Below are 18,133 nucleotides of genomic sequence, written 5' to 3'. Positions count from 1 at the left end.
TGGTAATTTTTACTTTGAAGAAAAGCAGAGAGTTGATAGAAAAAGCATTAAATTGGGGTGTAATAAGATAAATTTTAGTATAAAAAAGGGGGGCTAAGGTATGCCGATAAAGATAGCAAATGATTTGCCAGCAGCTAAAGTACTAAGTAGCGAAAATATATTTATAATGAATGAAGATAGGGCTAGAAATCAACAAATAAGACCATTACGTATAGGAATTTTAAATCTTATGCCTACAAAGATAACAACAGAAACACAACTTCTTAGACTTTTGTCAAATACGCCACTTCAAGTTGATATAACTTTAGTTCATACAAAAAGCTATGTATCTAAAAATATTTCAGAGGAGCATTTAATTAATTTTTATACTACTTTTGATGAAATTAAAAATAAAAAGTTTGATGGTTTTATAATAACTGGAGCACCAGTGGAAGAACTTGAGTTTGAAGAAGTTGAATATATGGATGAACTTAGAGATATTATGAATTGGACAAAGGAAAATGTATATTCAACACTTCATATATGTTGGGGAGCTCAAGTTGGTCTTTATCATCACTTTGGTATACCAAAGTATAAGCTTAATAAAAAAATGTTCGGCATTTTCGAACATTATAGTAACGATCAAAAACTACCATTATTAAGAGGTTTTGATGATGAGTTTTATGTTCCTCATTCAAGGCATACAGAAATAAAAAAAGAGGATATATTAAAAGTACATGAACTTTTTATAGCAAGTGAATCAGAAAAAGCAGGTGTTTACGCTGTGCTTTCAAAGAATGGCAGACAAATTTTTATAACAGGTCATCCAGAATATGATAAGGAAACTTTAAGCTTAGAATATTTTAGAGATTATAATAAGGGACTACCAATAGAAATTCCTTTTAATTATTTCAAAGAGGACAATCCATCAAAAGATATAAAGGTAACTTGGAAAAGTTCAGCTAATTTATTATTTTTTAATTGGCTTAATTATTATGTATATCAAGAAACTCCATTTGAAATTGAAAATATTAAGAAACAGTAGTTTATATTATAAAAACATATAATATAAATATATATGAAAAGGGGATGAACTATATGGATGAAATTTTAAAGAAAAAAATTGATTTAATGGTGGAAAATTTTCATAGATTAAAAAACGATTTTATTTGGGAAGAGAGACTAGTAAAGCATTTTGCAGCTATGATACATGCTAATAATAATAAAGTTGTTAATACAAATGAAATTCGCAAAACTGTAGATTATATAAAAGAAAAAACAAGTACATTTTCTTATTTTAGAGGCGCAAATAAGTTTATAATAGCTAATTTGTTAACCTTTGAAGAGGATTATGAGGATATGTTTAAAAAAATAGAAAATATTTATGGAAAGTTAAAGGAAAGCGGATTTAAAAGGTCAGAATATTTACCATTAGCAGCCTATACAATTGCTAAAGAAGCTAGTGATGATAGTCAAATTGCTTATAGAATAGAAAGAATGAGTTTATTTTATGAAAGTATGAAGAAGAATCATTGGTGGTTAACATCTAGTGATGATTATGTTTTAGCAGCAGTATTAGCTAATACTGATTTAGATGTTAATGAAACTACAAATAAGATTGAAGAATGTTATGGTATTTTAAAGGATAAAGCTTTTAGTGCGAGCAATGATTTACAAACATTGTCCCATATATTGGCTTTAGGTGATGAAGATTCAAATAAAAAGGTAAATAAAGCCATAACTTTATATGAGGGATTAAAAAATATTAAGTGTAAAGTAAGATATAGTGGCTTATCTTCATTAGGAGTTCTAACTTTAATAACAGATGATACAAGTAAAATATTAAAAGAAGTAAAAGAAGTCTATGATTATATATACGAAAAAGATGGTTATGGATTTTGGTCACTTGATAAAAATATTAGAATAATATTAGTTTTAAACTTAATTTCAGCTTATTATGTAGACGCTATTAAGGATGAGGTTTTAGAAATCACTTTAGCAAATAGTATAAATGCAATACTTATAGCACAAGAACAAGCTGCAATGATGGCTTGTATAGCTGCAAGTGCTGCTGCTTCAAGTGCAAGTAATTAAAATTAAAAAATAAAAGAATAAAAAGCAAATTTTAAATAAATAATAGAATAGCTTTAATAATTTTATGGATTTATAACTTTATAATGTGTTAAAAAAATAGTTTTGGATAAACTACATTTGATATATTTAAAACTAAGGAGGATAAAGTTATGAGATACGAGAATGAAAGGCAATATAGAAAAGAAACTTCTTTGAAAAATTCAACTAAAACTCAAAATCAATGGGCTAAGAATAAATTAAATACGTCTGTTGAAGAGCCTGGAATAAATGAAAGTGGAATAGAAGCTAAGAAAAAAGGCTTCTAAAAATATAATCGGAATAAAAAACTATGTGGAAATTTTCCACATAGTTTTTTACATTTTGGATGTTTAAGGATTTATATTCGATTACTTTTTCAATATTTATTTTCAATTGTTTTTATAATACCTATAATTGACCAAATAAAAAATATAATCAGAAATAATATGAATTTGCAAACTATATCATCTATTAAGATGTTCATTTGAAAGATTACTTTAGTTTTTTACCACACTTAGGACAAACGTTCCAAGTTGGAGAAATTGGTGAATTACAGGAAGGACAATCATTTTTTAATTTATAACCACAATAAGGACAATTTAAAAAATCTTCATTTACTGCTTTACCACAGTTTAAGCATACTTCTTTTGTATAAGATGTTCTTATTATTAAATAAAGAATTAAACCTAAAAGGTTTGGAATAAAGATTGCAATTGTAGTCCAAAGCCAAGGATCCATACCTCTTTTTTTTGCATCAGTGAAAACAAATCTACCTATTAAATAAATAATTAATATAACAATTAAAACAACTAAGCCCATTATACATACTGGAATAATATCAGCCTTAGTACAATTTATTATTACTAACGAAGATATGCCTATAAAAAATATAGAAATTATACTCAAAATTATAAAAAATATTTTTTTCCAAATACTCATTTTAATACACTCCTTTTAATGATTTAATATTGTATTTAAATTTATTTTATTTAAATTTTTCAGATTATCTTTTAAAGCTATTATAGGAATAATAGTTAAGCTTTGAAGAAAACTAAATGTAATATACACAGCTATAATTCCAGTGAAGCTATATTTAATATAAATAAGAATAATTAACGAAAATAAGCCTGTAAGATTTAAAAACATTGCTAAAATTATTAAATAAATTAAGTTTTTATTTTGTATCTTCTCAGTAGTTTTTTGAACTAAATTAACTGGCTCAACTGTTTCGTAATTACCTAATTCAAAAAGTAGATTATCTAGTTCTTTATCAGTCATAATTAGCCTCCTCCATATATTTCTTAAGAATTTTTTTTGCTGTGTTCAATCTAGATTTTACTGTTCCTTCAGGTATATTCAAAATTAAAGCTATATCTTTTTGCTTTAAATTATTATAGTAAAATAAGATAATTATAATCTTATAATCGTCTTTCAATTTATTAATAGATTTTTGCAACAATTTTTTAATTTCATTTTTTTCCATTTCTTGTTCTGGTAAATATAAATCGCTAGGTATATTCTCTATAAGAAGATTTTTTTCAGTATCATCTTTAAAATCAATAAACTTTGCAAAGTATTTTTTTATTTTTCTATAACTATCTTTATATAAATTTATAGCTATAGTAAAAAGCCAAGGCTCAAAATCTCTAGTTCTATCAAATTTATCCATATACCTAAAGGCCTTTATAAAGGTATCTTGGAATAAATCTTCAGCATTGGTTTGATTCCGAGTTAAGTTAAAACAAAGCTTATATAGAGATGTTTTATATTTTACTATAAAGAGCTCTAAAGCCTTATTTTTATCTTTATCCCATATCTGCCAGATAAATTGATCATCCAAAGTTTTGCCCCCTTTCACTATTTACTACGATGCTAAAAGTAAAAGGTTCATTTTATTTTTTAAAACTTTTAAATAAACCTTCTGTTTATATTTGTATTAGTACTTTTACAAAGTAAATTGTAATATAAAAATCGAAAATTTAGATTTTTACTTAACTTCAAATAACTAAATTTATCAACTAGGTAAGTTTGAAAAATAGAATTATGATTTTGACTTTAATTTAAGATTTAGCTATTTGAGCTTAAAAATAATAGCTTAATTTTACCATATTACAGGTTAAAATTAAGCTATTAAATGTTTATTAATTATTAAGTTGTAAATTATAGTTTTCTAAATCAGTTTTGTGAAGAACTTCTTTTTCTAATAGATGCTTGGACATAGAATGTAATACTTCAATATTTTCATTAAGAAGGTTTTTAGTTTCGTCATAAAGCTCATCAAGAATTTTTTTACATTCTTCTACAACCTGATTTCCATAAGAAGAACCTAAATTGCCAAGGTCAGATAATTTTAAAAGACCAAGACTTTCGCCCATACCATATTCAGTTACCATATTTTTTATTATATTTGTGCATTGCATTAAATCATTATAAGCACCAGTAGTTATATTTTTCACTCCAAAGATTATTTCTTCAGTAGCACGACCACCTAAAAATACCATTACTCTCTTTCTTAAGTAATCATAACTTTGGTAGGATTTATCTTCTGGAATTGTTAGTGTATAACCACCTGCACCTTTTGTAGTTGGAATTATAGTTACTTTAGATACAGTGTCTTCTGGCATTAATAGCATAGAAATCATAGCATGTCCAGATTCGTGATAGGCAGTTATTTCTCTATCTTTATCTTTTATATGAGATCTTTCAGTTTTTTCATGACCTGCAATAACTATAGAATAAGCTTCTTCTAAATGGTTGTTTAAAATATATTCAGAATTATCTTTAGCAGCTAGTATAGCAGCTTCATTTACAAGGCTTTCTAATTTAGCACCTGAAAAGTAGGTGGTTTTTTGAGCAAGTTCTTTTATATCTATATCCTTATGTGGTTTGTTTTTAAAATAAAGAGAAAGAATTTTTTCTCTAGCATTAACATCAGGAAGAGTAATTTCTATATGTCTATCAAATCTACCTGGTCTTAAAAGAGCAGAATCTAAAGTATCAAGTCTATTGGTAGCTGCCATAACTACAATACCTTCTTTTTCTGCAAATCCAGACATTTCTGTAAGTAATGCATTTAAAGTTTGGTCTCTTTCATCAGAGCCACCTGAATTATTGCCAGAGCTTCTTTTCTTACCAATAGCATCAATTTCATCTATAAATATAACAGCTTTTCCTTTAGCTTTAGCTTTTTTGAATAAACTTCTAACTCTAGCTGCGCCAACACCAACATACATTTGAACAAAATCAGAACCACTTATAGCATAGAAAGGAACTTTTGCTTCACCAGCTACAGCTTTAGCCATTAAAGTTTTACCAGTTCCAGGTTCACCATAGAGAATAATACCTTTAGGCATCCTTGCACCATATTTTTCATATTTTTCAGGGTTTTTAAGAAAATCAACAATATCCTTAACACTTTCCTTTGCTTCTTCATTACCAGCCACGCCAGTAAAATCTAGTTTAGCAGATTGACTAAAATCAATAGCATCTAAAGATGACATACTCTTAGCACCTACTTTACCTTTTGAAAATGCTAAAAAAATAAATGCTAAAACAGAGGCAGTTAAAAGTCCTGCAGGAATAGTTTTAGATAAAGGTTTAGTAGGGTTTTCAGTAGCATCGACCCCTTTTTTTAACAACTCTTCTTTAAAAGTAGGGGAGTTAGGATTCTCACTTATATATTTACTACCATCCTTTAAGGTAACACTTAGTGTATTATCTGCATTAAATACAACTTTAGATATATTTCCATCTGTAGAATTTTTTAGAAATGTAGGATAGTCTATTTTTGAAATATGACTTTCAGTATAATTCATATATACAAGAGAGGATAGGGATAAAGCACCAATTATTGTTGGAATTAAAAAGATTTTCTTTTTAATGTTATTCATAAATACCTCCTCAAACTTTATAAACTAATTGAATTTTTAAATTTTAAAATTTAAAAATAATTTTTATAATCATAACAATTTATATTATATATTCTTTTAAAAATTTGTCGAATAAAAAGCATATGTTTTACCAATGTAAGTTATGGAGAAAATGACTTTTAAAAATATGGTAAATGAGTTATACTTTAAAGGGAAAAATAGACTTTAATAATTAGGAGGGGTAAACCGTGAGAGTTTCAAATGTAGAAGCTGTTTTAAGTGGACAAGATATATTAAGTATAATTAATGATTTTGTTAAAGTAGATGGTTTAAATTTAAAAGAAGTTAATATAAAAGAAGAAATAGAAATTGAAGGTAATTTTAAAAAAATTATAAAATTTAAATTTAAATTAAATGTAAGTATAATTAAAATAATAGAAAATAATATATATTTAAGTTTAAATAAAGTTAAAATATTTAAGCTTGGAATATTTAAAAAAATAAAAAATATAGTGTTGAAAAAGGTAGTTAATAATTTTAAAGAATATGGAATATCTGTAGAAAAAGAGATTATAATAGTAAATTTAAATAAAATATTAGGCACTCTTCCATTTATAAATTTTAATTTAAATAATTTATATATTGAACAAGAGAATATAAAGGTAAATTTCTCAGATATAAATTTCTATTTAAATAAAATCAATGAAGAAATAACAAGTGTATTAGAAGAAAATGTACAGGAAGTTATAGAAGAGGAAAACAGTGATTTAAAAAATGAAGATTTAGTGATTGAAGCTATGGAAGTAGAAAAAGTTAAGGATAATTATTCAGGTGGAAGAGAATTTATAAAGGAAAAAATGCCAGAAAAGATTAAAAATTATTCTGATTATTTATTCTTAGTTCCTGATATAATTGCTTTAATATGTAGATTATTTAAAGATAAAAGGGTAAATAAAAAAACAAAAACAATACTAGCAGCTTCTTTAGGCTATACTATTATGCCTTTTGATATTATTCCAGATAAAATTCCATTTATAGGCTCAATTGATGATTTATCCGTAATATTTTTTGCTTTAAATAGAATAATAGAAGATGTACCTATGGAAGTCATATTAGAAAACTGGCAAGGTAAAAATCATTTTGTTGTAGTTTTAAAATATATGGTAGATTATTTAACAAGATTTACAGGAGCAAAAAATGTAGATAAAGTTTATAATTTTATAGATGAAATGGTTACGGCATAATTGCAAATCGATTTTAGCGAGCCTAGATTATAAATAAAAAATTAAAAATTTAATTATAGAGTATAATATATAAATATTAATACTTATATAGATATGAAGTCATTATAAGACTTCACATACAATTAGAGTAGAATAAGGAGCATATTATGGGAAAGAAAGTTTATGCCATAAAGGAAGGGTTTAATTCTGAAAAGAATGAGAAAATCGAAAATAAAATCGTTTATACTTGGGCAGAATGTTTAAAATATGTAAAGGGTGTAAAAGGAGCAAAGTATAAAAGTTTTGAAGATATGAGTGCAGCTAAGCAATTTTTAGAAGAAGGAAGTAAGTTACTAAAGAAGGGAGTAGATGAGTATCCAAATGATTGTCTTCATATATATGTTGATGGAAGTTATGATATAAGTACAAAGAGATATGCATACGGATTAGTAGCTGTTAGAGACAATGTGGTTGAATACATTGATAGTTCAGCATCAGAAGATTCGTCTCAAAGTAATATAAGACAAATAGCAGGTGAATTAGAAGCAGCAGTTAAGGGTGTAGAATATGCCCTAAGTAAAGAAGATAAAAAAGTTGTTATATTTCATGACTATGAAGGAATAGCTCATCATGCTACAGGCTTTTGGGAAAGAAGGGAAGAATCATCAGTTAAATACTATAATAAAATGAATGAATTAATAAATTTAGGAATTGAAGTGATATTTGTTAAGGTTGATAGTCATACAGGAGAGTTATTTAATGAACTTGCAGATGAAAAATGTAAGGAGAAATTATCAATAACTTCTGATAAAGTAGTTGATAAATGGCTAGCAAAAAATATTTTATATGTAAGTAATGATGATGTAAAGAAAGAAATAATAAAAGTTACTAATAACAAACAAGATAATATTGTAATTGTTGATAGTTTAAATAAAGCTAAAGATAATAAAAAGCAAAATCAAGCTGACTTAGATATTAGTAAAGAAATTAATAATATTGTTCAAGGATTATCTAAGGAAAAACAATTAAGGATATTAGAGATAGTAAGAGAATTTAGTTTGAATTAGAATCTGTAACTATAAATATATTTATAAAAAGTAATTAACAAAATATATGGTTGCATATAAATATAAATTAAACTAACAGAAAATATTAGTTTTCCTCAAAGAAAAACTAATATTTTTTTGTTTTTTAACTCAAGAGATTGATAATTTAGGAATTCATTAAAGGTTATAATTTATATAATAGTTAAATGTTTACAATATATCTTTGTAATGGTATATTTTAGTTATAAAATCTTAATTAGAAAGGAGGAAATGAGTGACCTAAGATAAAGAGTTAATAAACTTGTAGTACATCTGCTATTAATAAAATATAGTTTTAAATGTATTTATTAATAGTGGACAAGCACAGAGTAATTTTAAAAGTTAATATTATTAAATTAGCTTTAAATAGTATTAATGAGGTTGATTAGAAGTAATATTCAGACAAACTAATAGGCAAAGAATAATGAATTTCTATATTTTAAACAGTAGAATTATTATTCGTATGGTTAAGGATTATATTTAAATTGGATGGAGGGAGAAAGTTGAAATTTAAATTAAAATTGAAGAAATTAATAGTAGCCATGATAGTATTTATGATGTTTATTACTATGACACCTAATGTAAATGTTTTCGCAACAGCCACTGGATTACCAGGCGTACCTTCAATTGAACATAATCAATGGGAAGGAGATTATGATGGAAATTATGATATAAGCTGGAATTTGTGGTATGGAAACAATGCAACATCGTGGTCACTATATGAAAAAGTAAATCTTAATGGCAAATTTGAAAAAATACAAGAAGGTAAGTTAACTGATAACAGTCCAGGGCCTCAAAAAGGAACTATAGCTATTAGAGATAAAGCTGTAAGTGGTACTTTATATTATTATGTAGAATTATCAAATTCTTTTGGAACAAGTAAAAGTAAGGTAGTCACAATAAATGTTGGTGAAGCATCTGTAACATCAAAAATATTTATAAAAGAATTTGATATAGAAGGTAATGTTAACCAAATTACAGTTCCTTTAGGAAAAAATGAAATTACTTTAGATACTCCTGAAATAAAGGATAGTAAATTTAAACTAAGTACAAATAATAATACAGTGATTAATTATTCTTTAAATGGAAATAAAATTACATTAAATGCTTTAAAAAGTGGTAGAGCTTCTTTGAAAATAGTAGAAGAAACTACTGGAGAGACTAGGTTAGTTGGTGTAAGAGTTAAAAATACAGATGGATCTATTCCAGCATTACCAGATTATCTTTCAATAGGCTCTGTAAGTGAAAGTACAAAGACAGATATGGACTTTTGGAAGGACTTTTCAAATGATTATAAAAATAAAAGAATGGATGTTAGATATATATATGTAAATGGTGGACCAGGGCCAGATGGTTGGGTAAATTCAGAAGGTGGTAATGGTTCTAGAGTAAAAAAATACTTAAGAGATAGTTTACAGTTAGGTGCTATACCATTCTTTGTATATTATAATATACCAGCTGGTGGAGAAAGCTGGGCTAATGATTATCAAAATGCTAATAACAGAGATTATATGAAAACCTATTATAAAAATTTAAAATTGTTTTTAGATATTTGTAAACAATACGGTAAAGATGAAACAGTAGGTATAATATATGAACCTGATTTTATAGGATATGTAATGCAACAATCAAATACAACAGCAGATAAAGTTAGTGCATTAGTAGATACAGCTTATGAGACAGGTATTTTAACAAGAGGACAAGATCCGGATTTTCCTAATACAGTTCAAGGACTAGTTCAATCAATTAACTATATAACAGATAAATATTATAAACAAGCTTATTTTGGATGGCAATTTAATATATGGTCTTATTCTGGTACAGTAGTGCCAAGAGGACTTATGCATTCTACAGAATTTAATGGATGGGAAAATGGAAGAGAAGAGATAAAAAAAGTTGCTAAAATAACGGCTGATTATTATATAGATGCTGGAGTTAGAACATATGGAGCTGATTTTATTTCAATTGACAAATATGGTTTTGACGGAGCAGGTGAAGGAAATATAGCAAATGATCCTAAGAATTCTATTTGGTTATGGAACGCTGATTTGTGGACAAACTATTTGCTATATACAAAGACTTTACATGAGACTACTAATTTACCAGTAATACTTTGGCAAATGCCTGTAGGACATTTAAATTCATCGGAAGATATAAGTCCATATACAGGACAAAGGTTTAAGGATTTAACAAATGTTAAAAGAAATTTTGAAGATTCATCTACAACTTATTTTCTTGGAGATACTTTTAAACCAGGAATAGGTAACAGACTAGATTATTTTAAAGGAAATGATGCAAAAGATCCTAAAGTAAAAGTTAACGGAGATACTGTTACTTGGGGCTCTCATATGGAAGAGGTAAGAGATTCGGGTGTAGTTTCAGTTTTATTTGGTGCAGGTGTAGGAGATAGTACTGATGGTGTAGGATTTATACCTGAGTTTGGGAATCAACCAACAGATTATTATTTCTGGATAACTAAAGTTCAAAAATATTTTGATAATCCTATTTTATTAAAGAAATAATATTAATTAGGTTAATAAGAGGCAGAAAAATTTATCTGTCTCTTGTTTTATAAAAAATATATATAGGGGATAATGTGTATTTTTAAAAAATTAGGTTTAAAGTATTAAAATTAATTTTTTTAATAAAAGATCATGATAAGAATAAATATAATTATATTAGGGATAAACTTACCAAAAGTACCTTAGAAAAACTATAAATAATAACACTATTTTTATTATAAAAACTTAAAATATACATAAGATAACATTATCAAGTTGAAAAGAGGTGTTAATTATGGGTAAATTATTAACTGGTTTAACTACTGGCGCCATATTAGGTGCTACTGTCGGTATGATGGTATCTCCTAACTTAGACAGAAAAACTCAAAAGACATTAAAAAGAGCTAGAAAAAAGGTCATGAGTATGGCTGATGATACATATGATAATGTTCTTAATTTTATGAAATAATTAATTAAATAATAAAAGGCATTCAACTTATTGGCAAAACATTTGTGAATGTCTTTTATTTTTTTATAATATATAATATTTTTTTTAAAAGTTTAATATTTATGTTAAAATAGTAGAGAAAATAAAGAAAAAAGTTCATATTTTTTATATTATTATGTTATAATCTATACATAATAATATAAAAATGGAAAAATGAAAAGGAAGATTGGGTTATGGAAATTTTGTCATTAGGAGAAAAAATTAAGCGTAGAAGAAAAGAATTAGGTATGACATTAAAAGATTTAGCTGGTGATAGGATTACTCCAGGACAAATAAGTCTTGTTGAATCTGGGAGATCAAACCCATCTATGGATCTTTTAGAGTATTTAGCAACTACATTAAAAACTTCAGTAGAATATTTAATGGAGTCAGAAGAAACTCAAGCAGAAAAAATATGTATATACTATGAACAAATAGCTGAAGCTAATATATTAAATAATGATATATTAACTGGTGAAAAATATATTGAACAAGCACTATATTATGCAGAAAAGTATAATTTAGATTTTAGAAAAGCTAAAAATTTATATTTAAGAGCTGAAATTTACATGAAGCAAGATGAGAATATATTAGCACAACAATTTTTTCTTTCAGCAAACGTTATATTTATAAAAAACAATAATCAAGAGGAAATTGTAAAAACATTTTTAAACCTTGGAAAGATAACATTTATAATGAAGGCATATCATTCAGCTAATACATATTTAAAACAAGCAGAAAAACTTTATTTAGATAATAATTTAGGTGAAGATTTCATACTTGGAGAAATATATTATTATCTTTCAAAAACTTATTTTCATGTAGAAGATTTAAGAAATGCTATGAACTATTCTTTTTTAGCAAAAGAAAAATTTGCAAAAATATATAATAGGGAAGAATATGCAAAAACATTAATGCTACTAGCAGAGCAATATAATAAAGAAGGTGATTTAGAGAACGCTATTAAATATTCTAAAAAAACACTTAGTATTTATAAAGAGCTAAATGATAGTAGAAATATATCAAATATAGAGAATTCTCTTGGAAAGTTATTTTATGAATTTGAAAATTTAGAAGAATCTTTTATACATTTTGATAAGGCAAAGAAAATAAGAGAAGAAAATAACGACAAGGGACTTATTGAAACACTTTTAAATATTTGTGAAAACTATATAAAATTAAAAGATATAGCAAGTTGTACTAAAACTTTGGAACAGATAAATCAATTATTAAAACTTGACGATATAGAAGAATTCATACAATATAATATAGTAAAGTTTAGACTTAATATGATAAAAGAAAATTTAAAAGAAGCAGAAATAGTACTTATAGATACTTATAATTTTGCAAAAAATAATGATTTAGATAAACAAAGAGCCGAAATTGCTATAATGATTGGTAAATTTTATTTAGATAATAAAAGAGAATTTGAGGCAGCAACATATTTAGATGAAGGAGTAAAGTTGTTTAGAAAGGTTGGAATAATAAAAAATTAGATAGTAAACAAAGGTGAGTGTAGCATGGAGATATTATCAACTGGAGAGAAGATTAAAAGAGCTAGAATATATAAGGGAATAACATTAAAAGAGCTTTGTAAAGATAAAATATCTATATCTAAAATGAGTTGCATAGAAAATGATAAGATAGTTCCAGAACAATGGATACTAGAAATAATTTCTGAAACTTTAGATTTAGATATAAATTATTTAATACAAAATGATGAATATCAGCTTCATGAATATATAAAAAAAGCGGAAAAATTAGAAAAGAGAAAGCTTGATGTTGAGGAACTTAAATATTATATAGAATATGCTGAATCCAAAGAATACTATAAAGAAGCATTTAAATTAATACATATTTTAGTGCTTGTGTATATGGAGCATAGGGATTTTGCAAGTATATCTAATATATTTTATAAGTATTACGGAGCATATGAAAAAAACTTAGAGTTAAGTAAAATATTTTTTGAGGATATAAGTAAATATTTTTTTAAGACTGAACAATATAGGGAAGCTCTTATGTATTTAGAAAGATTGTATATATACCTGATGGAACAAAATATAATTTATGATGATATAAATTATTATGGGAATTTAAAGGTTTTTGAAGGAAAATGTTATTATTATTTAAATAACTTTGAAAAGTTAAATATGATTATAGAAGAGATAAAACAAATATTTCCGAATGTGACTGATACAAAGTTAGAAGGAAAGATATATGCATTAAGTATATTATTAAATCCAAAGATTTTGTATGAGGATAGATCTAAATATAATAAAATGGAAGAATGCTTAAAAGATAATAAAGTTATTTTAGCTAAGGTTAAATTTAATATTGCACTTTCATTCTTTCAGTTTGGGGATAAAGATGAAGCTTTAAAAGAAATAGATGAAGCATTAAGCGCTATTAATAAGGATAATAATGAAGAATATGTGGAATTTTTATTAAAAGTAATTAAGACTTTAATAGGAAATAATGAAATAAACAAGTCTAAAATTCTTTGTGATGAAGCTTGTGATATAGCGATAGAACTTGATAATATAAGACTAGTGGAAAAGGCTTACTATTTTAAAGGTATAGTTTCTCGAATATTAGGAGATTTTACACAAGGGGAGATGTATATGAATTTATCTACAGACGCCCTTATGAAATTTGGAAATAAGAAAGAAAAATATGATAGATATCTTGAAATGGCAAATATGTATCATGTAATAGGTGATTTAAGAGATTCCTTAAGATATTTTACGTTAGCTATGAGACTAGAAAAGATTATGAATAATTAAAACTAAAAAAGGAGATTATATCAAAATTTTGATATAGCTCCTTTTTCATATATATTAAAAGAAGCTATTAGTAAACGAATGTTCACCAATAGCATTATATTTTTCTATTTAAACCAGTATTATAGCTTTTAATTCTGATTTTCAATTTAAATATGTTATGTGTATGCAGTATCTTTTATATATTTATTAGAAACTAATTCTTTATTTTCGGATGATTCAATTTTTGAAAAAGTTATGTTATTTATTCTATATTTATTAAATAAGTTCATAAGATTTAAAGTGTATTTTAAAGGATTTAAATTCAAAGCTTTTAATATAAAATAAATTGATGTTAAGCAAGATATAAAATCAGCTATAGGATAACTTATTAAAGCTCCCATTACTCCAAATTTAATAGTTAATATTGTAGCAAGTGGAATAAAAACAATAAGTTGTCTATAAAGTGATAAAATAAAGCTTAATTTAGCTTTACCAATAGCTTGGTAATAATAAATACATATATAATAAATACTTACAGAAGGAAGTAAAGATATACATATTCTAAAGGCTAATACAGTATCATTTAAAAGAGTTAAATCTTTTAAAAAGAAGCCGATGATTTGTTTTGAAAAAATCATTAATATAAGCCATAGAGCTACAGAAGAAAGGCTTACTGCTTTTATAGAAGTTATAAGTGCTTCACGAACCTTAAGCTTGTCAGAAGCTCCAAAACTAAAAGCAACAATAGGTTGCATAGCAGAACTTATACCAATTATTGTTATAAACATAAACATACTTACTTTAGTTACTATACCTATAATGATAATGGCTTCGTCACCACCATTATAAGCTAATAAATTATTTAATATAACAGCAACTATTGCATCAGAAATTTCTATAATAAAACTAGAAAATCCAATTATGAATATAGATATTAGAATACCTTTATTTATAGACAGCTTCATACTTTTTAAGGAGAAGCTTAAATTAAAGGATTTCTTTATAGGTTTAAACTTATAAAGTGTGAAAGCAAAACCTATGGCTTGAGAGATGACTGTTGCTATGGCTGCGCCAATAACTCCAAAACCAAGAATAGCAACAAGAAGATAATTTATAAAAATATTAATTATTGCTCCTAAAGAATTTGCATAAAGAGTTATTTTAGTATTACCAAGGGCTGTCATAATATAGCATAGTACTACTGTTAAGCATTGAAAAATACCACCTATTAATATTACTGAAATATAATTATCAGCATAAGGAAAAATAGTAGAACTAGCGCCTAAGAAATAAATTATTTTATTTTTAAAAATATATATAAGTAATGATAAAGTTGTTAAAGATAAACCAGTTATTAAAAATGCATTTAGAATTGTATTTTTTAAAGCTTTTAGGTTATTTTCACCTAGGTTTCTAGAGACTAAACTTGATGTACCAATAGCTATAAGCATACCTACGGCAATCAATAATCTTTGAATTGGAAAGGCAATTGTAAGTGCACCAATAGCATCAGGACCTATATATATGCCAACAAATAGGGTGTCTACCATATTATAAAGCTCTAGAACTAGGAGAGATATAACGGCTGGTATAGCAAATTTTAAAAGGATTTTGCTTATTTTCCCGTTAGTAAAAATTCTACTGTCCATTCCCATAAACTCCACCTCGAATTAAAACAATTTAAATTAACTGGTTTTAAAAACTTTTTCATATTTTTCATATTAATATCAACTCCGTTTCTATTTATTTTCTTAATATCATTTAACCTTCTTAATACTATTATATTAATACTATGAAAAAATAACATTAACTTAAATGCTCAATAAAAGGTACTATTATGTGGTTATATATACTTTACAAATATATGCAAATAGCAAAAAAACACCTTATTTAAGGTGTTTTTGTACTTCTTTTAGTATAATTAGTTGTGATCCATAGCCTATAAGTTTAGTTTGTAAGTTTAGAACTGTACTTTTTTTGTTATATTTAAAATCAATTTTAGGAAACGATGCTTTATGAAGTATTTCTTTTTCTTCCTTGCTAAGTCTTTTAGGTTTCCCCATTGATTTCCAATAATTAAAAGAAGAACCAAAGGTCTCACTTATTTCATATTTTGTCATTATAGTATCGTTATTTATATTTGTTATATTTAAAGAAATCTTTTTTTCTGCTGTATTTTTAACACCTCTAAGTTTTGAAAAACTATTAAAAGGGACTAAATTATTAAGTTCTTCATTATAGCTATATATAAGTATTTGATATTCAGAGTCATTTTTAGTTACTATATAGTCTTCACCTTGAGATACAAGGGTATCTCCTAACTTATTTAAAAGATAGTAAGCATAGTATGCTGGTTTTTTAATTCCTTTATCATTAACAAGACCGGGATAACCGAAAAACACTTCATTTGTAAGATTTATTTGCCTATCTAAAACATCGAAAGCTCTTAAAAAAGCTAAATCGTTTTTATAATTTAAAGTATTATAAATTATAAAAGGTAGCATATAGGCAGTATCATAAATTAAATCTATACTATTTGAAACAAAAAAATTATCGGTTAGAATCTCTAAATTGTATTCATTTTCTAATAAGTTAGTTAAGTTGTTTCTTATATTTTCATTCATAGATATAGAGAACTGAAACTTAAAGGAAGATAGGTCTATTATTTCAAGTTCGTTAAAATAATCTAAAAATGAAACTATTACTTCAATAAATTCATCTTCTGTAAAACCGGTGTCATCTAATATTATAAGTGGTTTCAAATTAAGATTTTCTACATATTCAAAAACATCACAGGCTCTATTGAAATTATAAAATTTAGCTCCTGGAAAGATTCCCATATCTTTAGAAAATACATTAAGTAACCTTACAAAATTGAAGCCTATTTCTTCCTGTAACTCATCTAGAATATCCTTATTATCTTCAATAAGTAAATCAAAAGCATCGCCTACATTTAGACATTCTTTAAAAGTCTTATTAAACTCACCTAAATCACTCGCCATATCTATATTTATTTTAGTAATTTTATTTTCATAATTGAATCTATCATAGTCTTCAAGATAATAGTTTAAATAGTTAATACTATCAGGTAAGAGTAAAAGTTCTAATTTTTTTTGTTTTTCAAAATTTGCCTCATTAACTTTGTATTTTTTTCTATATTGTAGAGGTGTACATTTATAATAATTTTTAAAATGTTTATTAAAATATCTAGTATGCGAAAAACCAACATCCTCACTAATTTCTGATAATGTCTTATCTGTATCCAAAAGTAACTTAACAGATTCCTCGATTCTTGTTAAATTGATAAGGTCAGTAAAACTATAACCAATAGCAGATTTTATTTCATGAGAAAGATAATGAGTACTTAGAAACTCTTTCTTCGCTATATCTTGAAGAGTAATGTTATTATTGTAGTTATTAAAAATAAACTTAGCTATTCTGTGATATCTTTCTAATTGTTCTTCATTTTCTTTTAAATCTTCTTTTTCATACATTAGATAATGAAAATTATTAATTAGATGATAAAGTAAATTAACTAATGTAGATTCTATTTCCTCATCAAAATTATCACCTCTTTGAATAAATTCACAAAGAATTATAGCTAAAAATGTTCTTAATACATCATATTTTTCAGATTCTTGGGCACCATCATCACTACTGTTAGTGTAAAAAACCATATTTTCAATATCACTGTAATATTTCTCAAAAAAATAAGGATCTATATGAAAAATCAAAACTCTATTGTCATCATTACTTGAATATATTCTATGAGCTTCATCCACATTAATTATTTCAAGCTCCCTATCCATAAGTTCGTAATTATCTGTATCCACACTTACAGTTATACTTCCTTTAAGAACAAAAAGTATTTCAATTGAATTATGCCAATGAATTGGATATTCCTTAATGCTAACATAGGATATGGTAACTGGTAGATCAGAAGGATAATTAATATACTCTCTTCGCATTAAATGAACTCCTTTCAAATTTTAATAATATATTCTATTATATTAATAAAATTACAATTTTAAAAGTAGGTAGTTAAAAGATATAAAATTATAGTGGGTTAGAAGATATAAAATTAATTATATTTTTTGAAAAAAGTTTGCATAATT

Annotated in this window: 15 protein-coding genes; 9 read left to right on the top strand and 6 right to left on the bottom strand. The window is 25.6% G+C overall.

Annotated elements, in window-relative coordinates:
- Nucleotides 1–100 precede the first annotated feature (100 nt).
- The 3 genes from metA (at nucleotide 101) to BUB01_RS23410 (ending at nucleotide 2,378) form a co-directional block, all read left to right on the top strand.
- Nucleotides 101–1,024: a homoserine O-acetyltransferase MetA gene (metA, locus tag BUB01_RS02455; RefSeq protein ID WP_072984962.1), complete on the top strand. Its 924-nt coding sequence runs from the start codon at nucleotides 101–103 to the stop codon at nucleotides 1,022–1,024.
- A 53-nt stretch (nucleotides 1,025–1,077) separates the two neighbouring features.
- Nucleotides 1,078–2,073, top strand: a complete 996-nt coding sequence (locus BUB01_RS02450; RefSeq protein ID WP_072984960.1) for a DUF4003 family protein — start codon at nucleotides 1,078–1,080, stop codon at nucleotides 2,071–2,073.
- Between the two features lie 149 nt (nucleotides 2,074–2,222).
- Nucleotides 2,223–2,378 carry a hypothetical protein gene (locus BUB01_RS23410; RefSeq protein WP_200802827.1) on the top strand — a complete coding sequence of 52 codons (156 nt, stop codon included), beginning with the start codon at nucleotides 2,223–2,225 and terminating at the stop codon, nucleotides 2,376–2,378.
- Nucleotides 2,379–2,583: 205 nt separating this feature from the next.
- Here BUB01_RS23410 and BUB01_RS02445 read toward each other — a convergent pair whose 3' ends face one another.
- From BUB01_RS02445 to BUB01_RS02430, 4 genes are all read right to left on the bottom strand, one after another.
- A complete protein-coding gene (locus BUB01_RS02445; RefSeq protein ID WP_084108194.1) occupies nucleotides 2,584–3,030 on the bottom strand; it encodes a zinc ribbon domain-containing protein in 447 nt (148 codons plus the stop codon).
- A gap of 15 nt (nucleotides 3,031–3,045) precedes the next feature.
- Nucleotides 3,046–3,369, bottom strand: a complete 324-nt coding sequence (locus BUB01_RS02440; protein ID WP_072984958.1) for a hypothetical protein — start codon at nucleotides 3,367–3,369, stop codon at nucleotides 3,046–3,048.
- Complete coding sequence (locus BUB01_RS02435; RefSeq protein WP_072984955.1) at nucleotides 3,362–3,931, bottom strand: RNA polymerase sigma factor; 570 nt, start codon at nucleotides 3,929–3,931, stop codon at nucleotides 3,362–3,364. The genes BUB01_RS02440 and BUB01_RS02435 overlap by 8 nt, the downstream gene beginning before the upstream one ends.
- 301 nt (nucleotides 3,932–4,232) lie before the next feature.
- Nucleotides 4,233–5,981, bottom strand: coding sequence for an ATP-dependent metallopeptidase FtsH/Yme1/Tma family protein (locus tag BUB01_RS02430; protein WP_072984952.1), 1,749 nt, complete (start codon nucleotides 5,979–5,981; stop codon nucleotides 4,233–4,235).
- 227 nt (nucleotides 5,982–6,208) lie between these two features.
- Here BUB01_RS02430 and BUB01_RS02425 point away from each other — a divergent pair, with 227 nt between their 5' ends.
- From BUB01_RS02425 to BUB01_RS02405, 6 genes are all read left to right on the top strand, one after another.
- Complete coding sequence (locus tag BUB01_RS02425; protein WP_072984950.1) at nucleotides 6,209–7,204, top strand: YkvA family protein; 996 nt, start codon at nucleotides 6,209–6,211, stop codon at nucleotides 7,202–7,204.
- Nucleotides 7,205–7,350: 146 nt separating this feature from the next.
- Entirely contained in the window at nucleotides 7,351–8,250 is a 900-nt protein-coding gene (locus BUB01_RS02420; protein WP_072984948.1) for a ribonuclease H1 domain-containing protein, read from the top strand.
- A 521-nt stretch (nucleotides 8,251–8,771) separates the two neighbouring features.
- Nucleotides 8,772–10,790, top strand: coding sequence for an early set domain-containing protein (locus BUB01_RS02415; RefSeq protein ID WP_072984946.1), 2,019 nt, complete (start codon nucleotides 8,772–8,774; stop codon nucleotides 10,788–10,790).
- 274 nt (nucleotides 10,791–11,064) lie between these two features.
- Nucleotides 11,065–11,238, top strand: a complete 174-nt coding sequence (locus BUB01_RS23405; protein WP_200802826.1) for a hypothetical protein — start codon at nucleotides 11,065–11,067, stop codon at nucleotides 11,236–11,238.
- 212 nt (nucleotides 11,239–11,450) lie between these two features.
- Entirely contained in the window at nucleotides 11,451–12,752 is a 1,302-nt protein-coding gene (locus tag BUB01_RS02410) for a helix-turn-helix transcriptional regulator (RefSeq protein WP_072984945.1), read from the top strand.
- Between the two features lie 24 nt (nucleotides 12,753–12,776).
- A complete protein-coding gene (locus BUB01_RS02405; protein WP_072984944.1) occupies nucleotides 12,777–14,039 on the top strand; it encodes a helix-turn-helix domain-containing protein in 1,263 nt (420 codons plus the stop codon).
- A gap of 155 nt (nucleotides 14,040–14,194) precedes the next feature.
- Here BUB01_RS02405 and BUB01_RS02400 read toward each other — a convergent pair whose 3' ends face one another.
- Together BUB01_RS02400 and BUB01_RS02395 are read right to left on the bottom strand one after the other, a co-directional pair.
- Nucleotides 14,195–15,673, bottom strand: a complete 1,479-nt coding sequence (locus tag BUB01_RS02400; RefSeq protein ID WP_072984942.1) for an MATE family efflux transporter — start codon at nucleotides 15,671–15,673, stop codon at nucleotides 14,195–14,197.
- A gap of 231 nt (nucleotides 15,674–15,904) precedes the next feature.
- Nucleotides 15,905–17,986, bottom strand: coding sequence for a helix-turn-helix domain-containing protein (locus BUB01_RS02395; RefSeq protein ID WP_072984940.1), 2,082 nt, complete (start codon nucleotides 17,984–17,986; stop codon nucleotides 15,905–15,907).
- Nucleotides 17,987–18,133: the final 147 nt, after the last annotated feature.

The sequence above is a fragment of the Clostridium cavendishii DSM 21758 genome (genome assembly GCF_900141845.1).
Taxonomy (GTDB): domain Bacteria; phylum Bacillota; class Clostridia; order Clostridiales; family Clostridiaceae; genus Clostridium_AG; species Clostridium_AG cavendishii.
This window is presented reverse-complemented; position numbering and strand designations above follow the sequence as displayed.